Origin of the sequence: Catellatospora vulcania (assembly GCF_009720385.1) — a bacterium.
Classification (GTDB): domain Bacteria; phylum Actinomycetota; class Actinomycetes; order Mycobacteriales; family Micromonosporaceae; genus Catellatospora; species Catellatospora vulcania.
In genome coordinates, this window is the sequence record NZ_ML769311.1 from 123,866 (window position 1) to 145,038 (window position 21,173).

Sequence of the window (21,173 nt, forward strand, 5' to 3'; positions counted from 1 at the left end):
GGGGCACCGTACCGGCGACCCCTGTCAGTCGCCGCTGCGTGACTCAGCCCGGCCGGTCTCCGGCCGCCTGGGGCGGTTCCTGGGCCAGGGCCAGGGCGAGCATCCGGCGCAGCCCGACGATCGCCGCCGCGGCCAGGATCGCCGTCCACGTCGTGGCCAGTGACAGCGTGAGCAGGCCCGCGGCGAGCCAGAAGTCCAGCGCCACGGCCAGGGCCGACCGGCCGGACCGGGACCGCGCGAACATCAGCGCCCCGGCGACGCCACCCGCCGCGACGCAGAGCAGGGCCGCGCCCCGTACCACCGCTTCGGGCAGCAGGGTCACGGCGTGCCCCGCGCCGCGCCGCCCGGCCCGGGTGCGGTGACCTCGCCGATGCCGCGCAGCTCGGCGCGGGCCTCCTGGATCTCCTTGTTGAGGAAGTAGTTCAGCGCGGTGCGGATGGTGGCGATGGCGGCGAGTTCGGCGATCTCGCGCAGGGTCGGCGCGACCGCGGTGCGCAGGATGTCACCGGCGAGCTGGAACTCCAAGCCGAGGGTGAGGAAGCGGCCGAGTCCCAGCCGGATCGGCACGAAGTCGACGGTGTGCCGCCCGCGGATCGCCGCGCCGACGAACTGGACGAACGCGACGCTCGCCCCGATGAAGATGACCACCGCGCCGGCCGCTTCGACCAGCGTGACGAGCAGATCGACCAGGCCGGCCAGCGCGGCCTGACCCCACGGGTGCTCCATGACCGCCCCTGCCGCCGGTCCCTTGTGCCCTCACGCTACGCCGCATCCCGGGACGAGAACCCCGGAACCGGACATCCGCCGCGCCTCGCGCGACCGCGCTTTGCGTTGATCGTCCGACTTGGCTGGCAGACGTGCGTAAGCGGGGTCAAGATACGCACCGGTGCCGGGCAGTCGGACGATCATGCGGCGTTCGCCGCAGGCGCCGGCGTCAGCGGGGTGGCAGGATCTGGAGGGTCTCGGTGCCGTCGCGCAGCGCGCGGCCGACGGTGCAGTGGTTCTCGTGGACCCGATGGGCCACCGACTCGAACACCTCGGCGGCCTTGTCGTCGCCGGGCGGCAGCTCGATCTCGTACGTCGTCGTGATCGGCCCGAGCTTGGTCGGCGCGACCTTCTCTGCGTCGACGCGCACCGCCAGCTTGACCAGGCGGTGCCCGCGCTTGGCGGTCAGCGGCTCGACGGTGACGATCTCGCAGCCGCCCAGGGCTGCGAGCAGCAGTTCGACCGGCGAGAACACGCCGTCCTGATCGGAACTGCCCACGGCGACCGAGGCCCCGCGCTCGTTGGTGGCGATGAAACCGTCGTCGGTGCGTTCGACCCTTACCGTTGCCATGATCGCCATGCTACCGGCGAGCCCGCGGCACGGGTGCGCGTCGGCCGGAGGGCCGACCGGTTCAGGGGTGGATCTTCCTGCCTTCGGCGAGCATGGCGACGTACTGGGCGATTCGCCTGGCCCGGGTCTCCGGCCGCTTCGCCTCCTGGATCCGGTGCAGCACCGCGTACCGGTTCTGCCGGTCGACGGCGGCGAAGAAGCGCTGCGCATCCGGGTTGGCGGCGAGCGCCTGCGCGAGGTCGTCGGGCACCTCGGCGGTCTTCATGCTGTCGTACGCCGCGTCCCATCGCCCGTCCGCCCTGGCCCGCTCGATCTCGGCGAGCCCTCCGGGCCGCATCCGGCCCTGCTCGATCAGTGACGCCACCCGGTCGCGATTGATCTTCGACCAGCGGCTGCGGGCCCGGCGCGGGGTGAACTTCTGCAGCCAGTACACCTCGTCGACGCCGGCCTTCGGTCCGTCGATCCAGCCGTGGCACAGGGCCACGTCGAGTGCCCGCGGGTAGTCGACCGACGGCACGCCCGAGGCCTTCTTCGCCAGCTTGAGCCACACGCCCGCGCTGTCGGCGGGCTGGCCGGCGAGCCACTGCTCGAAGGCGTCGGCGTCAGGGAAGGTCAGGGTGGGGGCTTCGGCGGCCATCGGGCCAGTCAAACACAGGGGCCCGACAGCGGCGCGGTCACGCGGTGTACTGGTGCAGGTACACGTCACCGGCCGGGGTGGTCCAGCCGAAGGCGGTGCCGGTGCGGCGCCAGCCGGTGCGCTCGTACAGGGCGATGGCGGCGTCCTGCCCGGTGGTCACCTGGAGGGTGAGCTTCAGGCCGCGCTCGGCGGCGAATGCGCGGGCCTGCGCGAGCAGAGCCTTCGCCAGGCCCACGCCCTGGGCCGCGGGGGCGACGAACAGGCGGCTGATCTCCGCGGTGCCGTGCTCGTCGACGCGGACCATGACGTGTCCGACGACCGCCGGTCCGTCGGCGGCGACCCAGCTGCGTACGGCGTCGGGCGGGCTGAGCCACCGGTGCGGACTGTCCGGCCAGCGCGTCGGATATCCGCCGCCGCCGTGGTGCACCGCCGACAGGGCCGCGACGCACCCGTCGAGGTCGGCGTCGCGCCGCTCGCGTATCTCGACTGCCACGGCAAGCGATCATGCCAGGCGGGGCAGGCCGGCAAGGCGCAGGGTTAAGAAGGTGCCCTTCCTCCGCGTATGGCGATGTGAAGGTGCCCTTCCTTCGTTCACGGCAGGGCGTTGATGTCGCGGTTGGTGAGGGTGCGGGTGGGGGAGCCGGCGAGGCCGATGTCGATCATGGCGCGGCCGAGCTGGTCGGTGGTGGTGGCCAGGCCGGGGATGCGGGCGAGGAGGGGGTACAGCGGGCCGGTGATCTTGTACAGGGTGCGGTACCAGCCGGTCTTGGAGGTGATGCCGTGGCGGGGCTGGATGAAACCGGGACGGAACAGGTAGGTGTCGAAGGGCATCGCGAGCAGCGCGTTCTCGGTGCGGCCCTTGACCCGGGCCCACATCATGCGGCCGCGTTCGGTGGAGTCGGTGCCGCTGCCGGAGACGTAGACGAAACGCATGCCGGGGGAGACCTCGGCGAGGACACCGGCGACGGCCGTGGTGAGGTCGTAGGTGATGCGGGTGTAGTCGGCCTCGCTCAGGCCCGCGGCGGACATGCCCAGGCAGAAGAAGCAGGCGTCGTATCCGGCCAGGTCGGCGGCTACGGGCGACAGGTCGGACAGGTCCGCGCGTATCAGCTCGGCCAGCTTGGGGTGCTGCTGCCCGGTGGGGGTGCGGCCGACCGCCAGCACCTGCGCGACCCGGTCGTCGCGCAGGCACTCGCGCAGCACGCCCTGGCCGACCATGCCGGTCGCCCCGAACAAGATCACCCTCATGCCGGTCCCGGCCTGTTCGGTCACGTCCGCGAGGTTAGCGCGCCCGGCCATGTGTGAGACGAACACGCCTCGGGTATAGCGACCCCATGCTCAGCGAGATCAGTGCAGAGCTCCTGGAGACGATGAAGCGTGCGGCCAGCGTGCTGCGCCGCGCAGAGGTGCCGTTCGCGCTGGCGGGCGGCTTCGCCGTCTATGCCCGTGGCGGCACGTCCAGCGAGCATGACGTGGACTTCGTCATCCGCGAGGAGGATGTCGAACGGACGCTGGAGGCTTATGCGGAGGAGGGCTTCCGCACCGAGCGCCCCCCTGAGGACTGGCTGGTGAAGGTGTACGACGAGGACCGGCTGGTGGATCTGATCTTCCGGCCGGTGCAGCGTCAGGTGACCGAGGAGGTCCTGGCGGAGAGCTCGATCGTGCCGGTCGGCGCGCTGCACATCCCCGTGCTGTCGGCGACCATGCTGATGGAGCACAAGCTGCTGACCTTCTCCCAGCACCACTGCGACTACTCCCGGGCGCTGCCGCTGGCCCGGTCGCTGCGCGAGCAGATCGACTGGGACCAGGTCCGCCGCGACACGGCCCACTCGGTGTACGCCGAGGCCTGCCTCTACCTGCTCAGCCTGCTGGAGATCATCCCGCCGGCGAGCGAGGGCGGCTCGCAGGAGAGGCAACCGCAGGAGCAACCCCACGACGGGCAGGCCTCGGTGCCTGCCGGAGCGGACAGGACGGGGGCATGGTGAGCGAGCCACGAGTGGTTGACGAGTACGCCGACGCCGAGGTGCACCGCATGCTGACCGAGGACGGCACGATCTGCGAGCAGGGCATCGAGGTGATCCGCCGGGACGGCGCGGTGCTGCTGCGCGGCCAGGTCGAGACCGCACACCGCCGTGACGCGATCGGCGAGCGGGTGGCCGCGATGTTCCCGGACAAGACCGTGTGCAACGACATCGTGGTGACGGCGGTGGCCGGTCCTTCCGAACCCGAGGTGATCACGTGATCCGGGTGGCGGCGGTTGGCGACGTGCACATGGACGTCGACGTGCTCGGCCGGTACCGCCCCTCCCTGGAGCAGCTCGGCGAGCGGGCCGACGTGCTGCTGCTGGCCGGTGACCTGACCCGGCACGGCACCGTCAACGAGGCCGAGTGCGTGGCCCGCGAGTTCGGCGACCTGCCGGTGCCGGTGGTGGCCGTGCTGGGCAACCACGACTACCACAGCGACCAGCAGCGCGAGGTCACCAAGGTGCTGGCCGCGGGTGGCATCACCGTGCTGGAGGGCGAGGGCATCACCATCAGCTGCCGGGACGTGAAGTTCGGGGTGGCCGGGATCAAGGGCTTCGGCGGCGGTTTCGCGGGGCGCTGCGCGTCCATGTTCGGCGAGCAGGAGATCAAGGACTTCGTGCGTACGACGGAGAAGGCAGCGACCCGCCTGCAGGCCGCCCTGCTGTCGCTGGACGCGGACGTGCTCGTCGCGATGACGCACTACGCGCCGGTGCCGGACACGCTGCTGGGCGAGCCGCTGGAGATCTACCCGTTCCTGGGGTCGTACCTGCTCGGCCAGGCGATCGACTCCGCACCCACGGCACTGGCCGTGCACGGGCACGCGCACGCGGGCGTGGAGCGCGGCGTGACCCCGGGCGGGGTGCGCGTGCGCAACGTGGCGCACCCGGTGATCCGCCAGGCGTACAGCGTCTACCAGCTCGAGGCGGCCCTACCGGGGAAAACGCCAGTTTCGCAGGGCGCCGGGCGGGGTATCGACTCGCTGTCGCACGACGTCTGACGTCAGGAGATCATGATGTTCCTCCGTACCCGGAACAACGACAGTGTCGCCTCGGCCACCTGGAACGAGTTCCTCCACGGGTTGGGCAGCACCCGTGACGTGGCAGCCGAACGAGCGAAGGAGAAGGCGGGAAGCGTGCGGGAGACGCTGTCCGGCACCGGCTCCGAGGCACGGCACCGGGCTTCGCTGGCGCTCGACGCGCTCGCGGGCCGGCCGGCCCCGGTCCGCTGGGGCTGGATCGCGGCTGCCGCAGGCGTGGGCGTGCTGGCCGGTTTCGCGGTTGCGGAGCTGCTGCGCGGTCACCCGGTCGACGAGGCGGTCGCCTCGCTGCGCCGCCAGCTCAGCCACCCGCGTGAGCAGGTGGAGGAGCACGTCGGCTGACACGCCGAACTGCCGGAACCCGGGCGGGTGCGGTGGGCCGATGCTACGTTGCAGACGCCCCCCGCACCCGCCTTGACGTTCTTCGGGGGACCACTGTGAAGACCGAGTACCGGCTGTTCCTCGGGGTGGCCGCGTTCCTGTTCGTGACCGCCGTCGTGTACTGGTTCTGGAGCGGGGCGGCGCTGGCGCAGTACGACTGGATCGGCACCACGGCACTGACCCTCAGCGGCCTGCTGTGCCTGATGTGCGGGGGCTACTTCTGGTTCGTCTCGCGCCGCATCGAGCTGCGCCCGGAGGACCGGGTCGACGCCGACATCGCCGAGGGCGCGGGCGAGATCGGCTTCTTCAGCCCCGGCAGCTACTGGCCGTTCGGCATCGCGCTGGCCGCTCTGGTCACATCACTGGGGCTGGTGTTCTGGATGTGGTGGCTGATCGGTCTCGGGATCGTCGCGACGATCGTGGCGGCGTCGGCGCTGCTGTTCGAGTACTACACGGGCACTCGGCGGACAGCCGAGCACTGATGCCCGGAACGCGCGACAATCGTAGGTGTGACGCAGTCGCGCCGGTGGTGCGCGGAGCGGGGGCGGGGGCCATGGGATTCGACGAGAAGCTGCACAACATGGGCCAGCGGGTGGTCGGCAGGGCCGAGGAGGTGGCCGGCAAGGTCACCCACAACCAGCGCTGGGAGCAGGAGGGCCGGGCCCGGGTGGCCGCGGTCGACGAGGACACGGCCCGGCAGAAGGCCAAGGACGTCGCCAAGGCGCAGGAGGCCGCGGGGCACATCAGCCGCGACGAGCGGCTGCGCCTGGAGCGCCGCGACGACGCCTAGCAATCCACCAGCGATGATGCGCACCGGGGGTGTCCGGCGACACCTTAATACAGGCCTGTAACAGCGCCGACAAACCGCAGCCTTAACGTGGTCTCAGACGTTGTATCAAGGTCAGGTCGCCTCGACGCGGCAGAGCAGCCACTCGGCGGACCGACCACGTCCACGACGACGACGCGAGGGTGACCATGGAGGACGGGCGGCTCAGCGCTCTGGACATGTCGTTTCTGTGCCTGGAGAACACCGCCTCGCCCATGCACCTGGGCGCGGTCGCGGTGTTCCACCCGACGGCACAGGTGAGCCCGGACCTGCTCGTCAGGATGCTGGCCGAGCGGGCGAGCCGGGTGCCCCGGATGCGGCGCAAGGTCGGCCCCACGGTGCTCGGCGGCGCGGCGTGGAGCGAGGACCCGGTCTTCAACGCGCGCAACCACATCTTCCACCACCGGCTGGAGTCCGGCGGCCGCGACGACCTGGCCGCCCTGGTCTCCGACCTGATGACGGACCCGCTGGACCGCAACCGCCCGCTTTGGCAGCTGCACCTGGTCAGCGGGCTGGCCGGGGGCCGCTTCGCGCTGCTGGCCAAGATGCACCACGCGCTGTGCGACGGGCAGGGCGCGGTCGGGATCGGACTCGGCCTGCTCGACGGCGGGGATCTGCTGGCCGCCGAGCCGCCGCAGGCTCGCCCGGCCACGCCGTCGCCGCTGTCGGCGCTGGCCCGCCAGGGGGCTGAGCTGATCAGCCGTCCCGAGCACGTGGTCGGCGACGTCGTCGGCCGGGCGAGCACGATGTTCGACATCGCCTCGGCGATCGTCGGGCGGGTGCGCGCCCCAGCCCCGTCGCCGCTGCTGGCGGCCCCGTCGGGCACGCGCCGGGCGGCGTTCGTCAGCCTGGAGACCCGCGAGCTGCAGCGGATCCGCCGCAAGCACGGCGGCACGCTCAACGACCTGCTGCTGGCCGTGGTCGCGGGGGCGCTGCGGCACTGGCTGATCGGCCACGACCGGCCGGTCGACGTGCTGCGCGCGCTGATCCCGGCGAGCCAGCGGATGCGCTCGGGCGGCAGCGACGACGCCAACCAGCTCTCGGCGTACCTGTGCGACCTCCCGGTCGGCGAGCCCGACCCGGCCCGCCGGCTGGCCCTGGTCCGCGAGGCCATGGACCGCAACAAGGCCGCCGGACCGCGCCGGGGCGCGGGCGCGATCCCGGTGCTCGCGGGCATGCTGCCCTCGGCGCTCAACCGGCTCGCCGCGCCGTTCGCGGCCCACGCCGCCCCGCTGCTGTTCGACATCGTGGTGACCAGCGTCCCGCTGCCGCCGCTGCCGCTGCACCTGGGCGGCGCACAGCTGGCGGAGCTGTACCCGATCGCCCCGCTGGCCAGCGGCCACGCCCTGGCCATCGGCCTGTCGCGCTACCGGGACGGGGTCCACATCGGCCTCTACGCCGACGGGGCCGCCCTGCCGGACATGGAGAAGCTGACGGAAGCTCTCCCGATCGCCCTAGCCGAACTCGACGCTTAGGGCTTAAAGCGAAGGAAGGGCACCTTCTTAACGCTATGCGTTGTAGAAGGTGCCCTTCCTAACTCTCCCGCCTTAGAAGCGCAGGATGACGTGGCTCTTGTCGGAGCCGTCCATGGGGTAGCCGTAGGCCACGAAACCGCCGTCGTCGGTGACGTCCGCCGCCTCGGCCGCGTAGAACACGTCGTACCCGGCCATCGTGGTCAGGTCCCACATCCGGCCCTGCGGGTCCCACGCGACCACGCGCGTGTCGTACGGCGCCGCGTCCGCCTCGCCGATGATCCAGCCGGACGCGTTGATGCCGACCGCCTTCGAGTGGAACCCGAAGTCCGGCAGCCGCTTGATCCCGCCGGCCTCGGTCCAGATCACGGCCCGCGAGCCGCTCTCACCGACCGCGGTGCCCGCGTCGTTGACCTCCAGCAGCGCGCTGCTCTCGCCCTCGACCACCGGGCCGATGCGGTGGATGGCGCCCGCGGCGTCCCACCACACGGCCGTGGCCAGGCCGTTCTCGCTGGACGAGCCGACGGTGACGCCGCTGTTGTTGATGCCGATGGGCTCGGTCAGCTCCGGGTCGGCGGTCAGGTGCGGCAGGCGTACGTACCCGCCGTCCTTCGTCCACCGGAACGGGTCGTTGTGCCAGTGGTACGCGTCGTCCGGCCGGTACGCCGTGATGTTGCCGACCACCGTGCCCGTGTCGTTGACGGCGAACGCCCGCCCGTAGATCGCGTCGGCGCTCCAGGACGGGATCGGCAGCTCGGTGACCGTGCCGTCGGCGTGGAAGACACCCGGCAGGGTCGGCGTCTCGGTGTGCTCCGACTGGCCCACGCCCTCACCGTGGCGGTTGATGTCGAAGATGTACCCCTGGTATCCGGTGTACCCCTTGATGCCGCCCTCGGGCGTCCAGCGGGCCGGTGTGGTGACCGCGTCGATCTGCGCCGACCCGGCGGCGATGCCGTCCTGCGCGGAGAACACCGCGAACGGGCCGAACGTCGTGTCGACCCGCACCGACGGGCCGTGCACCGCCTCGATGACGACACCGGCCTGGCCGACGAGTGCGCCGTCGGTGTTGACCAGGTCCAGGCCGCCGAAGAGGGCGCGCCCGTTGGGCGCCAGGCCGGCCGCGGTGACCTGAGCGGTGACCGTCTTCGTCTCGTTGCGGGCCAGGGCCAGCGGCGCGGCGAACGTGGTGCGCACGGTGCCCATGGCCGTGGTGCTCACCTCGTCGGTGTAGTCGAACTGCGTGGTGCCCGCGGGCACGGCGTACCCGTCGACCCAGATGGTGTAGAAGCCCGGCGGCGGGTTGTCGATGACCACCGACTCTTCCGAGTCGCCGTCGGCGCTCTGCCCGATGACGACACCACCGGTGGTGACGATCAGGTCGAGGTCGGCGGCGGGGTCGGACGGGTTGCCGATCCGGGCCGAGAACCGTCCCGCGCCGACCGGCACGATCACCTGGTACGACTTCTGCGCGTGGTCGGCCAGCTCGGCCCGCTCGGTGAACCGGCTGCTCAGCGGGGACGTCGAGGCCGCCAGCTGGACCGGGCCCAGGTGGTTGGTGACCTCCCAGCTGACCGGGGCCGGTTCGTGCAGTTCGAGGGTGCCCAGTTTCGCCTCGGCCGCGGCGCTCGCGCCGAAGACGTCGACCGTGAGCCGGTAGTCGTTGCGCTCGGTGGGGGAGGTGCGCGACGCCTCGACGACGATCTCCCACACGCCCGGCATGGGGTCCTTGAAGCTGCGCAGGTTCGGGTCGCAGCCCTGGGCGTCCATGTTCGTGTAGCAGCCGTCCTCGACGGGGACGCCGTACGGGTGCTGCGCGACGAACCGGACCCGGTCGCCCGCGTCCACCCCGTCCAGCCTCACCTGCAGCGTACGGGCCTTCTCCGGCACGGTGACCAGGTATGACGCGGACTGCGCCTTGTCGACCCGACCGCTGTGCACGCGGCTGTAGGACGGCGCGGCCAGCGTGTCGGCGACCGCCACGGTGGCCATCATCCGGGCGTCGACGCCCCGCGTCGCCGGGTCGTCCAGCGTCATGATGGCGCTGTGCACCCCGTTGCCCTTCGGCTTCACCCACACCAGCACCGGGGTCGGCTTGTTCAGCGGCAGCCGGACGGTGCCGCGGAACGCCTTGAAGGTGCCGTCGTCACCGGTCCAGCCGATGTGGTGCAGCGCGTCGCCGGCCGGGCCGGTGGTACGGGTGACCGTGATCGACTGAAGCCGGGCGATGTCGCCACCGCACCGGTCGTAGAGGCCCGTGCCCCGGTTCGGCGTGGTCAGCACCGGTGAGATGGGCGTGCAGACCGGTGCGTCGAAGGAATAGGTGCTGGTCGCCAGACCGCCCGCGGCCAGTGCCCGCCACGCGCGCTCGACGTCGAACAGTCCGTTGCCCTGGACGTGGGCGTCCACCCCGGGCAGGAAGCGGGCGCTGCCGTAGACGGCGGCGCGCAGCTTCGCGGGTTTCGCGTCCACCTTCGTCGCTTTCGCGGCCGACAGCAGCAGCGCGGCCGCGCCGGCCGCCTGCGGTGAGGCCATCGAGGTGCCGTTGAACATGCTGTAGCCCGGCGGCAGCTCGTAGCCGACGCCGGTGACGGGGGAGCCCGGCAGCCAGGTCGGGGTGGTGCTCACGGCCGCGCCCGGCGCGACGATGTCGGGCTTGAAGCCGCCGTCCTCGCGGGGGCCGCGGGACGAGAAGCCGAAGATCCCCATCTTCGTCTTCACGTCGGAGCCGTAGTCGGCGGCCCAGGTGGCGCTGGACACCGACGCGCCGACCGCGACGACGTCGCTGGCCACGGACGGGTCGCCGATCGTGTTCAGGCCCGGACCGCTGTTGCCGGCGGACAGGAACAGCTGCACGCCGTAGTCGTTGATGAGGGTGTTGTAGAGGTGGGTGCGGGCGTTGGCGCCGTCGTTGAGGGCGGGCAGGCCCCCGATGGACATGTTGACCACGTCCACGCCCCGGTTCACGACGAGGTCGATCATGCCTTCGGTGAGGGCGACGGCGGTGCAGCCGCCGCTCCAGGTGCAGGCCCGGGACGAGACGATCTTCGCGCCGGGGGCGGCGCCGTTCATCTTGCCGCCGAACAGGCCGTGCCCGGCGGCGATGCCGGCCACGTGGGTGCCGTGGGCGCTCTCGGGCAGGCCGATGCTGACGAAGTCCGCCGTGCCCTCGCGCCCGGCGGGGGCGAGGTCCACACCGAGGCGGTACTCGACGGTGAACGGCATCGACTCGTTGAGCGCGGTCGCCGGGTCGTCGGCGCCGAACCGGCCCGCCTTCTGCTCCTCGCGGAACGGCCGCAGCAGCGGCTCGTCGGCGAACGAGGAGTCGCCGTCGGCGTCCACCCAGATCGCCCTGTCGCTCGGGCGGAACAGCACACCGAACGAGTCCCAGTCGTCGCCGTCGCGGTTCACGTCACCGTTGACGTCGTTGGGACCCGCGGTGGCGAACTCGTAGAACTCGGCGAACCGGAACTCCCCGGCGGCGGGCGCGGTGTACTTGCGCGACCAGCCCACGGTGAACTCGGGTGTGGCGGTGACCGTCTCGGTCAGCTCCAGCCAGGTGTTGTCGCCCTCGGTGAGCGGGTCGGTGGCGGTCACCCAGTCGACGATCTTGCGGGCGCCGGTCGTGGTGGTGGCCAGGGCCGGGTGGTCGAGGTCGACGCCGGAGTCCAGGATGCCGATGGTGACCCCGCGGCCGTCCCAGCTGCGGTGGTCGGCGACGAAACCGACCGCGCCGGTCTCCTGCGTGGGCAGGTACGGATTCGCCGCCGGGGTCTTCGCGCCGGGGGCTTTGGCGGTGCCGCCCTTGCGCCGGCCCTCCGCCGCCGGAACCGGGTCGGCGAGCCGGATCTCCTCGTCGAGATCGACGGCGAGCACCGAGCCCTTCTGCGCCACGGTGTCGACCGCACCTACGGGCACGCTCGCCCGCAGGTAACCGACCTTCTCGTGCGCCGCCGCGACCGTGCCACCGGCCGCCTCGACGGCCTTGCGGGCTGCGTCGAACTGCCCGGGCGCGACGGCCACCATCGCGGTGACCTTCTTCTTCCCGTCCCGAACGGCCTCGACCAGCAGCTCCCGGTCGTGCGAGCCGAGTTTGTCCTTCTTGGAGAAACCCGGTCCCTTGAGCACGCCGGGCGGGGCGTGTTCCGGCTTCGGCGCGGCGCTCGCCGCCGGTGCGGCGATCAGCAGCGCTGTCGTCGTCAGCAGGGCCGCGCTCAGGCGGCCGAGTTTGTGTGCGGACATGGTTCCGCAGCCTCATCGGACGGTCGGGCGTCCGCAAGATCTTCTTGTGGCGGGCTTGCGCCACGGCGGGGGTTCGCCAATTCCCGCGACGGGCCGGGCCCGCCGGGAGCCGTCAGGAATCCTTGGTGCGCTCGACCATCGCGTCCGGGGTGAGCAGCGCGGGGGGCTTGCCGCGGCCGCGGGCGGGCCAGGCGTAGTACTGCCCGTCGGCCAGGTAGAGGTCGAGTTGGCGGCCGATGTTGCGGTCGCTGAGATCGACGTTGACGGAGTAGACCACGTGGGGCTGGTCGTCCATGACGATCGCCAGGCGCTTGCCGCCGTCGTAGTCGGCAACGGTGCAGTGGTGACCGTTGTACTCGAAGCGCCGGTTGATCAGACGATCGGACGACATCGGGTCCTCCGTTCTCCCAGTTTGATGTTCATACGGCCACGTCAGGGTAAGCCGAAACGGCAGCGATGCCAACAGGCTCCGCGAACCGGGCGCGATCCTCACGACCCGTACGCACCACCGCATCTCACCATGTCCGCGAACGCGGCGGGCACCCGGGCGACTCATCCGTGGTCGAAACGCGTGTCGCGGGCCGCCGGTGATCGCCGATATCACCGCCAACCATCACAAGGCTGTGCAAAAGTGATGTTCATGCCATTCAGTGCAGCCGACCGACCGGAGGCGACGTGATGTTCGTCTTTCCCGCGCAGATCCGCGACCTGGCGATCCTTATCGCCCGGCTCGGCATCGGCATCGTCTTCTTCGCCCACGGCTGGCAGAAGCTGTTCACCATCGGCATCGGCCCCACCACAGCGGGTTTCCGGGCACTGGGCGTGCCACTGCCCGCCCTGTCCGCCTGGTACGCCGGGCTCGTCGAGTTCATCGGCGGCGCGATGCTGATCGTCGGCCTGGCCGTGCCGATCGCGGGCGTGCTGCTCTTCCTCGACATGCTCGGCGCGTTCTTCACCGTGCACATCGGCCATGGCCTGTTCGTCAACTCCGGCGGCTCCGAGCTCGTCATCGCCCTCGGCGTCGGCAGCCTCCTGCTCGCCGCCGTCGGCGCCGGCCTCTACAGCATCGACCACGCCATCGCCGCCAACCGCTCCACCACCACCCCCCACGGCCCCAAAACGATCCCCTGACCCACCCCGTCCCACCCCACCCCACCCCCCACCCCGGTTCGCCCCGCCCCGGTTCGCGCAAGATCGAGACGATCTTGCGCGAACTGTTGTGCATATGACCGGTACGCGTGTGTCGTCCCCACCGTTCGCGCAAGATCGTCGGGGGTGGGGGCTGGTACGGTGCCGGGGTGGGTGAGGGTGACGGGCGGGTTGTGGTGGTTTATACCGACGGGGCGTGTTCGGGGAATCCGGGGCCCGGCGGGTGGGGGGCGATCCTGCGGTACGGCGGGCACGAGCGGGAGCTGTGCGGTGGGGACCCGGGGCCGACGACGAACAACCGGATGGAGCTGACGGCGGCCATCTCGGCTCTGGAGGCGCTGACCCGGCCGGTCACCGTGCAACTGCACACCGACAGCACCTACGTGCGCGACGGCATCACCAAGTGGATGCACGGGTGGCGGCGCAACGGGTGGCTGACCTCGGACCGCAAGCCGGTCAAGAACGCCGACCTGTGGCAGCGCCTGGCCGAGGCGGTGGCCCGGCACACCGTCGAGTGGCGGTGGGTGCGCGGGCACGCCGGCGACCCCGGCAACGAGCGCGCCGACGCGCTGGCCAACAAGGGCATGGCGCAGGCGCGCTCGGGCGTCCGCTGACTCAGGCCACCAGGCTGGCGTAACCCGGGTAGTTCACCACGAAGCCGTCCTTGTCGACGGTCAGGTCGGCGGTGAAACTGCCCGAGGAGTAGCGGATCGTCTCCGCGTCGATCACCGTGTACGTCTGCTCCACCGGGATGACCTGCAATGACGGCACCCGGATCCAGGCCATCGGCACGGTGTGCGTGGTGCCGGGCTCGGCCCCGAGCAGTCCGAGCCGCCGGATCGGCAGCGTGTTGGTCAGCGCGGTCGCCTCCAGGTCCACGTCGAGCACCCCGGACAGCCGACCGGGGTCGACGATGCCGGGCAGCTGCACCGAGCCGAATTTGCCCTGCTCGCTGGTGATCACCCGCCACGAGTTGGCGGAGCGTTCCAGGCGCACCTCGCGCTGCCAGCCGGCGCCCTCGGACTCGACGGTCATGGTGTCGGTGGCGAAGCCGTCCACCGTGGTCAGCGTGTAGCGGCAGGCGTGCGGCACCGGTTCGGCGGCGACCACCTGGCCGTGGGCGAGGAGTTTATCGGGGCGCAGATCGACGAGGGCGATGTCGGTGCCGACCTCGACCATCCGGTCCCACAGCAGGGCGCGCGGCAACGGGCTCATGCCCTGAGGTTAGTGACGTGGCGGCGATTGTGGGGCGGATTCGCCCGTTCGCGTCCACAGTGCTCGGCCGGTGAAGAAATCCGCCACGTCATCTTCACGATTGTGAATGTTTCTGACAGCATGTGCGCACCCACCCACCCTCGTGATGGAGCCCACATGGTGTTCCCGCTCCGCGCCGCCGTACCCCTGCTGGCGGCGCTCTCCTTCGTGCTGCTCGGCACCCCCGCCCACGCCGCCGCCCCGGCGTACACCGCCCTCGGCGACTCCTACGCCTCCGGCACCGGCACCCGCGAGTACGCCGACCCGACCTGCCAGCGCTCGAACAGCGCCTACCCGGTGCTCGACGCCGCCCGGCTCGGCGCCACCCTCACCTTCGCCGCCTGCGCCGGAGCGAAGATCCCCGCCATCCTCAGCGGACAGCTGGGCAGCCTCAACGCCGACACCCGCTACGTCACGGTGAGCGCTGGCGGCAACGACATCGGCTGGTCGGCGGTGATCGTCCAGTGCGCCAAGCCCTGGCCGTACACCTGCTGGGGCGACATCGACAAGGCCGAGGCCTACCTCCGCAACACCCTGCCCGGCCAGCTCGACCAGCTCTACACCCGCATCCGCGCGCTGGCCCCGAACGCGACCGTGGTCGTGGTCGGCTACCCGCGGCTGTTCAACGGCGAGGAGTGCAACGCCATCGCCCGGATCTCGCCCGGCGAGCAGGCCGAGCTCAACGCCGCCGCCGACCTGCTGGCCACCACGATCAAAGCCCGCGCCGCGGCCCGCGGCTTCGGTTTCGTCGACGCCCGCGGCCCGTTCACCGGCCACGCGGTCTGCGACGACGTCGAGTGGATCAACGGCACGTCCTGGCCCACCGGGGAGTCCTACCACCCCAACAAGGCAGGCCACGTCGGGTACGCCGGCGTGGTGGAGGCCGCGCTGCGCGCCTGACGTTCATCGAACAGTGTCCCCGCGCAGGCTGGTGCGGCCGACGACGCCGGATTAGCCTGCGCGGGTGGGCAGCAGCGTCAACTACGCCGTCATCCGCGACGGCTCACACACGGTGTACCGCCACGACGGCGGCGCCGGGGACAGCCTCGACTACCTGTTCGCGCCGGGTCCGGACATCGTGCTGCGGTGGCTCGCGCAGCTGGACGGGCACCTGACCGGCGAGTGGCTCGCCGACCCGCACTGCTCGGGCGGCGTGCTGATCGACACCGACCGCCGGGTGCTGCTGCTGTTCGCCACCGCGCTCGGCGACTACGCCTACCGTGCAGCCGTGCTCGACGCCTTCCGCCGCACCTGGCCGGGCTGGGACATCCGCTGGGCCTACGACGGCGTCGCCGACCTGATCGCCTACACCGGCGGCGATCCCGCCGCGGCCCGGGTCGCCCAGGACACGCCGCGGCTGCCGCACTACGACGGCCACGACCCCGAACTGCCGCTGGCGGCGCTGGTCACCGTCGCGGGCGAGCACGGCTGCCGGGCGTACGGCCTGAGCCCCGACCAGGCCGCAGAGCGGCCGTTCCGAGCCGGACCGGCGCTGCTGGACCGGCTCGCCGACGGGGAGCCGCTGGAGTGGTGCGACGAGATCCCCGGCGCCGGGCTGCACCTGGACCCGGCGAAGCGCACCGCCGGGCTGTGGAGCATCCGGCCGCTGCACGGGCTGCGCGAGGACTGGCCGGCACTGTGGCCGGGATGGACCCTCGACTTCTGGGGCGACTCGTACACCCGGCAGGTGGCGCTGTGCCCCGACGTGCTCGACGAGATCCCGCAGGTGCTGGTCGAGCCCGGCCTGCGGGAACTGGCCCGGCGGCTGGTCGACCTGTGGCCGGTGCGCTCGGCGCTGGCCGAGGCCGGGCTCGACGTCGACCAGCTCTACGTCCGCGACGTCGGCGGCATGCGGGCCATGCTGGACGTCGGCCTGACCGCCGACGAGCTGGCCCGGACCGTCGACGCCGTCATGGGCCGCTGAAAAGCCCGGTGCCCACCACCGCGCGGCCGGTACGCTGCGTCAGCTGGAGATCATTTCTGGCGGGCCCGCGGACCGGCCCGCCTCAGGCAGGGAGCACAGGCGATGGGGCAGGCGCTGGCGGTGGGCGACCGGATCGAGGTGATCCTGCGCAAGGAGGACCGGGAGAAGATCCGCTACACCGCGGAGGTGGTCGCCGACGACGGCCGGCACCTCGTCGTCCGGGCGCCGTGGGCGGGCGCCCAGGCCCGTGACTTCGGCTTCGTACGCTTCGAGCAGGGCGACGTGTTCACCGAGCACTTCTGGCGCGACCGCTGGTACGCGGTCAAGGAGGTGCGCGACGCGTCCGGCGGCCACAAGGGCTGGTACTGCGACGTGACCCGGCCGGCGGTGCAACACGGCGGCGTGCTCCGGGTCGAGGACCTCGACCTCGACCTGTGGGTGCCCGCCGACGGCGGTGAGCCGCTGCGCCTGGACGAGGACGAATTCCTCGCCAGCGGCCTGACCGAGCGTGACCCCGACGCCGCGGCGCAGGCCTGGCGGGCACTGGCCGAACTGGAGGAACTGGCCGCCGACCGCTTCGCCGACCTGGGCTGACACCCGCTCGGAGGACTCGCCGAAAAGTTCCTCCCGGCCGGGAACCGAACCGCATCCGGCGCGGTCACAGGGGGCATGAAGGCTACGACTCTTGGACTCCGAGTGGCGCTCGCGTCGCTCGTGCTGCTGGCTGCCGGGTGTGGGCGTCCGACCGACGCCGCCGACGGCGACGGCGGCGGCTACTCGTTCCCCGGCGGCGACACCGTCGCGATCCGCGTGGACCACGTCGGCGGCTTCGTGCCCGCCACGGTCAACCTGACCCGGCTGCCCGCCGTCAGCGTCTACGCCGACGGCCGCGTGATCACCCAGGGTCCCACCACCATGGAGTACCCGGGCCGGGCGCTGCCCAACATCCAGGTGCGCCGGATCTCCAGCGGCGACGTGCAGACGCTGGTCGCCAAGGCGCTGGAGGCCGGCGTCGGCAAGCCGACCGACCTGGGCACCCCGGGCGTCACCGACCTGCCGAACACCCGGATCATCGTCACCACCGCCGACGGCGTCAAGAAGACCGAGGCGTACGCGCTGCTCGACGACATGACCAACGCCGGGCTCACCCCCGCCCAGGAGCAGGCGCGGCGCAAGCTGCTCGACCTGGTCAAGGCGCTGACCGACCTGGACACCTCGCTCGGCGCGGGCAAGGTCGGCCCGGTCGAGCAGTACACGGCGACCAAGGTCGCGGCCGTCGCCGCCGAGTGGCAGGACCCGGGCGCCGGTGTCGACTCCGGTCCCGCCGTGGCCTGGCCGGGTCCGGCGCTGCCGGGCGCCTCGCTGGGCGAGGGCCTGAGCCTGGGCTGCGTCGTCGCCGACAAGGACGCGCCCGCGGTGCTCGCGGCGGCCGCCAAGGCGACCGCGATCACCAAGTGGACCTCGGGTGGCAAGAACTGGACCGTCACCCTGCGCCCGCTGCTGCCCGACGAGACCGGCTGCGAGTCCCTCGGCAAGTGACCGAGCCGCCCGCGGCCCCCAGTCGAAGCTCCGTCCAGGCTGCCTCCCCGGCCTGGACGGAGCTTCGCCCATCTCCCTGGTTCCGCGAAGATCGCTGTTCCGTGTCGAGAAGTGAGGTCGGACCACACTTTCTGACACGAAACAGCGATCTTGCGCCGTCAGGCTGGGCGGCGGGTGGCGCGGTGGCGGTGGTAGAGGAGGGCGGCGGCGGTCAGGAGCAGGGGCCAGAGGAGGTACCAGCCGGTGGCGGCCAGGAGGCCTACCACCGCGATCAGGGCGATCATCGCGTGTTTGCGGGCGGTTGAGCCGCGCGGCAGCAGCCGCAGCGCCGAGGCCGCGCCCAGGGCGTACACCGCGACGAACGCCCCCGTCGCCAGCAGCACCAGCGGTTCGGCTCCGGTGCCGGTCAGCGCGACCACGGCCATGGCGACCGCGGACAGCCCCGAGGTGACGGCGAGGCTGCGCCGGGGCACGTCGCCGGCGCTCGCGCCGCGGGCCAGCCAGGCGGGCAGCGCGCCGTCGCGGCCCAGCGCCGCGCCGAGCTTGGCCGCGCTGCCGTAGTAGGCGTTCATCGTGCCGAAGGTCAGCAGCAGCGCGGCCGCCGCGGCCAGCGCGCTTGCCGGGCCGCCGAGCCCGATCGCCAGCAGCCGGGCCAGCGGCGCGTCCGCGGTGGCGTCCGGGCCGAGGACGAGGATGCCCGCACCGGCGACGGCCAGGTACAGCACGCCGACCACGGCGACCGCGATGGCGGCGGCGCGGGGCAGGTCGCGTTCGGGTCGCCGGAAGTCCGCGGCCAGGTGCGTGATCGCCTCCCAGCCCGCGAAGCTCCACACCAGCAGCGCGGCGGCGGGTGCGACGGCGAGCCAGCCGTGCGGCGCGAACGGGCGCAGGTTCGCCGTGTCGCCGTGCGGGGCGGCACTGATGACGGCGGTGAGCAGCAGTGCGACCAGCAGCACCGCGAGCACGAGCTGGACCCGGCCGGAGACGGTGACGCCGAAGACGTTGGTGACGGTGACCGCGAGCATCAGCGCCGCCGCGGTGAGCAGCACGGTGCGCTGGCCACCGCCGAGCGCGGCCTCGACGTACGCCCCGGCGAACATGGCGGCGGCGGGGGCCCCGGCAGGCACCGCGAAGTAGAAGCACCAGCCGATCGCCCCGGCGGCCCGGGGTCCGAAGGCGAGCCGGACGTAGGTCGACACCCCGCCCGCGTCGGGGTGGCGGGCGCCGAGGGCGGCGAAGGTCATGGCCAGCGGGATGGACAGCAGCACCAGGCCCAGCCAGGCGATCAGCGAGGCGGGCCCGGCGGCCTGGGCGGCCAGCGCGGGCAGCGCGATGACGCCGGTGCCGAGCACGGCGCCGACGTAGAGCGCCGCGCCCTGGGCCGTGGTGAGCCGTCCGGCGGGCGCGGGGCCGGCCGCGGTGGGGGTCTGCGGCCCGGCGAGGGTTTCGGTCATGCCTTACAGCCTGTCCTGTGCGGGGTGGTCACGACAGTGGCAGGAATGCCGCTGTGCGATAGGATTCTGCCATGAAGCGGCACGTGGTCGCCCTGGCGCTGACCGACGACATCCCCGTGTTCGAGCTGGCGGTGCCGTGCGAGGTGTTCGGCATCGACCGCTCCGATCTGGTCGATCCCTGGTATGAGCTGCGCCTGTGCGCCGCCGAGCCGGGCCCGCTGTCGGTGCGCGGCGGCCTGACCGTGCAGCCGAAGCACGGCCTGGAGGGGCTCGCCGACGCCGACACGGTGATCGTCCCCGCCTGCAACCGCATGGTGCAGTGCGGCCCGCCGGCCGCCGTCGTCGACGCCGTGCGCCAGGCGCACGCCCGGGGCGCGCGCATCGCCTCCATCTGCAGCGGCGCTTACGTGCTGGCCGCGGCCGGCCTGCTCGACGGCCGCCGGGCCACCACGCACTGGATGAACATGGTCGACTTCGCCAACCGCTTCCCCGACGTGAAGGTCGACCGGGAGGTGCTCTACGTCGACGAGGGCGACGTGCTCACCTCGGCGGGCACGGGTTCCGCCATCGACCTGTGCCTGCACCTGGTGCGCAACGACTTCGGCGCGGCGGTGGCCAACGAGGTGGCCCGGCGCATGGTCGTGCCGCCGCACCGCGAGGGCGGGCAGGCGCAGTTCGCCCACCCGCTGGCCCGCGGCGAGGCCCGCTCGGAGATCGCCCCGGTGCTGGACTGGGCCCGCGACCGCCTCGACCAGCCGCTGACCGTGGCCGACCTGGCCCGCCAGGCCCACCTGAGCCCGCGCACGTTCGCCCGCAGGTTCCGCGACAGCCTCGGTGTCAGCCCGCTGCAATGGGTGCTCGAACAGCGCATCCGCCGGGCGCAGGAGCTGCTGGAGACCACCGACGAGCCGGTGGAGCGGGTCGCGTGGCGCACCGGATTCGGCACGGCGGTCAACATGCGCCAGCACTTCCGCCGATTCACCTCGATCTCCCCGCAGACCTACCGGCAGACGTTCCGCCGCCGGGCGTCCGCCGATAACAGTTAGGAAACTTTAGGAAAGGACCCCACGGGATCGTGTGCTCACCCGGTCGAGGCCGGTATGAGAACAACATGGAGGACGGCCGCGCTGGTGGCGCTGGCCACGATGGTGATCGGCACGGGTGCCTGCGGCGGGCAGCCGGCGTCCCCGCCCGACCCGGCCGCGGCGGCGCGGCAGCGGGTGCTCGACGACGCCGACGCGCCCTGCGTCGGTGACCGCGGCCAGCTCGTGGCGATCGAGAACGTCAAGCACGACCTGACCGCCGCCTGGCAGACCGGGCAGGGCGACACCGGTGTCGTGCTGCTGCACCAGGCCGATGCCGGGCTGTGCCAGTGGTCGGGCTTCGCCGGGCTGGTGGCGGGCAAGGGCCACCGCGCCCTGTCGGTGGACGTCAACTCCCGGGACGCGGTCGAGTTCGCGCAGGCGGCGGTGGCCCACCTGCGCGCCGGCGGGGCAAAGCGGGTCTTCGTGGTGGGGGCGTCCCGCGGCGGCACCATCGCCCTGGCCGCGGCGGCGGGTGTCACGCCGCCGGTGGACGGCGTGGTCAGCCTGTCCGCGCCGACCGTGTACGACGCCGACGCCCGCGCCGCCGTGGCGAAACTGTCCGCGCCGGTCATCATCGCGGCGGGCGCGAACGAGGCCCGGTTCGCCGACGCGGCCCGGGAGCTGCACGGGCTGTCGGTCTCGGCGCACAAGAAGCTGGTGCTGCCGGACTCCTACCGCCACGGCGTCGGACTGCTCGACGACGCCATGAACACGCTGCTGCTGGCGTTCCTGGCCGACCCGGCGGCGGCGACCGCCTGACCGCGCCCCCCAACGCGCGACAGCCGCGTCCCAGGGGCGGGACGCGGCTGTCAGGCCT

The 21,173-nt window shown here is 72.3% G+C and carries 24 protein-coding genes and 1 pseudogene; 15 read left to right on the top strand and 10 right to left on the bottom strand.

Annotated elements, in window-relative coordinates:
• Positions 1–43: 43 nt before the first annotated feature.
• The 6 genes from F6W97_RS19105 to F6W97_RS19130 all read right to left on the bottom strand — a co-directional run bounded on the left by F6W97_RS19105 (position 44) and on the right by F6W97_RS19130 (position 3,245).
• A complete protein-coding gene (locus tag F6W97_RS19105; protein WP_155371727.1) occupies positions 44–322 on the bottom strand; it encodes a DUF1622 domain-containing protein in 279 nt (92 codons plus the stop codon).
• A complete protein-coding gene (locus F6W97_RS19110; protein ID WP_155371728.1) occupies positions 319–726 on the bottom strand; it encodes a DUF1622 domain-containing protein in 408 nt (135 codons plus the stop codon). Before F6W97_RS19110 ends, F6W97_RS19105 begins: the two co-directional genes overlap by 4 nt.
• Positions 727–934: 208 nt before the next feature.
• A complete protein-coding gene (locus F6W97_RS19115) occupies positions 935–1,336 on the bottom strand; it encodes an OsmC family protein (RefSeq protein ID WP_155371729.1) in 402 nt (133 codons plus the stop codon).
• 61 nt (positions 1,337–1,397) lie between these two features.
• Positions 1,398–1,973, bottom strand: a complete 576-nt coding sequence (locus F6W97_RS19120) for a YdeI/OmpD-associated family protein (protein ID WP_155371730.1) — start codon at positions 1,971–1,973, stop codon at positions 1,398–1,400.
• A 37-nt stretch (positions 1,974–2,010) separates the two neighbouring features.
• Entirely contained in the window at positions 2,011–2,466 is a 456-nt protein-coding gene (locus tag F6W97_RS19125; RefSeq protein ID WP_155371731.1) for a GNAT family N-acetyltransferase, read from the bottom strand.
• Positions 2,467–2,564: 98 nt separating this feature from the next.
• On the bottom strand, positions 2,565–3,245 hold the full coding sequence (locus tag F6W97_RS19130; RefSeq protein WP_230686805.1) for an NAD(P)H-binding protein: 681 nt from the start codon (positions 3,243–3,245) through the stop codon (positions 2,565–2,567).
• A 62-nt stretch (positions 3,246–3,307) separates the two neighbouring features.
• On the opposite strand from F6W97_RS19130, the gene F6W97_RS19135 reads away from it, so the two are divergent.
• The 7 genes from F6W97_RS19135 to F6W97_RS19165 all read left to right on the top strand — a co-directional run bounded on the left by F6W97_RS19135 (position 3,308) and on the right by F6W97_RS19165 (position 7,715).
• Positions 3,308–3,958, top strand: coding sequence for a nucleotidyltransferase family protein (locus F6W97_RS19135; protein WP_230686806.1), 651 nt, complete (start codon positions 3,308–3,310; stop codon positions 3,956–3,958).
• The gene (locus tag F6W97_RS19140; RefSeq protein ID WP_407924588.1) at positions 3,955–4,215 is read left to right on the top strand and encodes a BON domain-containing protein; all 261 of its coding nucleotides are present in this window, start codon (positions 3,955–3,957) and stop codon (positions 4,213–4,215) included. Before F6W97_RS19135 ends, F6W97_RS19140 begins: the two co-directional genes overlap by 4 nt.
• Entirely contained in the window at positions 4,212–4,994 is a 783-nt protein-coding gene (locus F6W97_RS19145; RefSeq protein WP_155371733.1) for a metallophosphoesterase family protein, read from the top strand. The genes F6W97_RS19140 and F6W97_RS19145 overlap by 4 nt, the downstream gene beginning before the upstream one ends.
• Positions 4,995–5,009: 15 nt before the next feature.
• Entirely contained in the window at positions 5,010–5,375 is a 366-nt protein-coding gene (locus tag F6W97_RS19150) for a hypothetical protein (RefSeq protein ID WP_155371734.1), read from the top strand.
• Positions 5,376–5,470: 95 nt separating this feature from the next.
• Positions 5,471–5,896, top strand: a complete 426-nt coding sequence (locus F6W97_RS19155) for a cytochrome c oxidase subunit 4 (protein ID WP_155371735.1) — start codon at positions 5,471–5,473, stop codon at positions 5,894–5,896.
• A gap of 71 nt (positions 5,897–5,967) precedes the next feature.
• Positions 5,968–6,204, top strand: a complete 237-nt coding sequence (locus F6W97_RS19160; protein ID WP_155371736.1) for a CsbD family protein — start codon at positions 5,968–5,970, stop codon at positions 6,202–6,204.
• 185 nt (positions 6,205–6,389) lie between these two features.
• Positions 6,390–7,715 carry a wax ester/triacylglycerol synthase family O-acyltransferase gene (locus F6W97_RS19165; RefSeq protein WP_155371781.1) on the top strand — a complete coding sequence of 442 codons (1,326 nt, stop codon included), beginning with the start codon at positions 6,390–6,392 and terminating at the stop codon, positions 7,713–7,715.
• A 1,011-nt stretch (positions 7,716–8,726) separates the two neighbouring features.
• Here F6W97_RS19165 and F6W97_RS19170 read toward each other — a convergent pair.
• A pseudogene (locus F6W97_RS19170) lies at positions 8,727–11,951 on the bottom strand (S8 family serine peptidase); the annotation flags it as partial.
• 112 nt (positions 11,952–12,063) lie between these two features.
• Complete coding sequence (locus F6W97_RS19175; protein ID WP_155371738.1) at positions 12,064–12,342, bottom strand: hypothetical protein; 279 nt, start codon at positions 12,340–12,342, stop codon at positions 12,064–12,066.
• A gap of 287 nt (positions 12,343–12,629) precedes the next feature.
• Between F6W97_RS19175 and F6W97_RS19180 the strand changes: the two genes are divergently transcribed.
• Positions 12,630–13,082, top strand: a complete 453-nt coding sequence (locus F6W97_RS19180; protein WP_155371739.1) for a DoxX family protein — start codon at positions 12,630–12,632, stop codon at positions 13,080–13,082.
• Between the two features lie 167 nt (positions 13,083–13,249).
• Positions 13,250–13,714 (top strand): ribonuclease HI, encoded by a 465-nt coding sequence (rnhA, locus tag F6W97_RS19185; protein ID WP_155371740.1) that lies wholly within the window; start codon positions 13,250–13,252, stop codon positions 13,712–13,714.
• A gap of 1 nt (position 13,715) precedes the next feature.
• On the opposite strand, the gene F6W97_RS19190 is transcribed toward rnhA, so the two are convergent.
• On the bottom strand, positions 13,716–14,315 hold the full coding sequence (locus F6W97_RS19190; RefSeq protein WP_155371741.1) for a putative glycolipid-binding domain-containing protein: 600 nt from the start codon (positions 14,313–14,315) through the stop codon (positions 13,716–13,718).
• Positions 14,316–14,471: 156 nt separating this feature from the next.
• On the opposite strand from F6W97_RS19190, the gene F6W97_RS19195 reads away from it, so the two are divergent.
• The 4 genes from F6W97_RS19195 to F6W97_RS19210 all read left to right on the top strand — a co-directional run bounded on the left by F6W97_RS19195 (position 14,472) and on the right by F6W97_RS19210 (position 17,817).
• The gene (locus F6W97_RS19195) at positions 14,472–15,254 is read left to right on the top strand and encodes an SGNH/GDSL hydrolase family protein (RefSeq protein ID WP_155371742.1); all 783 of its coding nucleotides are present in this window, start codon (positions 14,472–14,474) and stop codon (positions 15,252–15,254) included.
• Between the two features lie 64 nt (positions 15,255–15,318).
• Positions 15,319–16,278, top strand: a complete 960-nt coding sequence (locus tag F6W97_RS19200; protein ID WP_155371743.1) for a hypothetical protein — start codon at positions 15,319–15,321, stop codon at positions 16,276–16,278.
• 102 nt (positions 16,279–16,380) lie between these two features.
• Complete coding sequence (locus F6W97_RS19205) at positions 16,381–16,872, top strand: ribonuclease FAU-1 family protein (protein WP_155371744.1); 492 nt, start codon at positions 16,381–16,383, stop codon at positions 16,870–16,872.
• A gap of 102 nt (positions 16,873–16,974) precedes the next feature.
• Complete coding sequence (locus F6W97_RS19210; protein ID WP_230686807.1) at positions 16,975–17,817, top strand: hypothetical protein; 843 nt, start codon at positions 16,975–16,977, stop codon at positions 17,815–17,817.
• Between the two features lie 158 nt (positions 17,818–17,975).
• Here the strand turns inward: F6W97_RS19210 and F6W97_RS19215 are convergent, their stop codons facing one another.
• Entirely contained in the window at positions 17,976–19,271 is a 1,296-nt protein-coding gene (locus F6W97_RS19215; protein ID WP_155371747.1) for an APC family permease, read from the bottom strand.
• Positions 19,272–19,342: 71 nt separating this feature from the next.
• Between F6W97_RS19215 and F6W97_RS19220 the strand changes: the two genes are divergently transcribed.
• Positions 19,343–20,317, top strand: a complete 975-nt coding sequence (locus F6W97_RS19220; protein ID WP_155371749.1) for a GlxA family transcriptional regulator — start codon at positions 19,343–19,345, stop codon at positions 20,315–20,317.
• Positions 20,318–20,371: 54 nt separating this feature from the next.
• Positions 20,372–21,115: an alpha/beta hydrolase gene (locus F6W97_RS19225; protein WP_155371752.1), complete on the top strand. Its 744-nt coding sequence runs from the start codon at positions 20,372–20,374 to the stop codon at positions 21,113–21,115.
• Positions 21,116–21,173 lie beyond the last annotated feature (58 nt).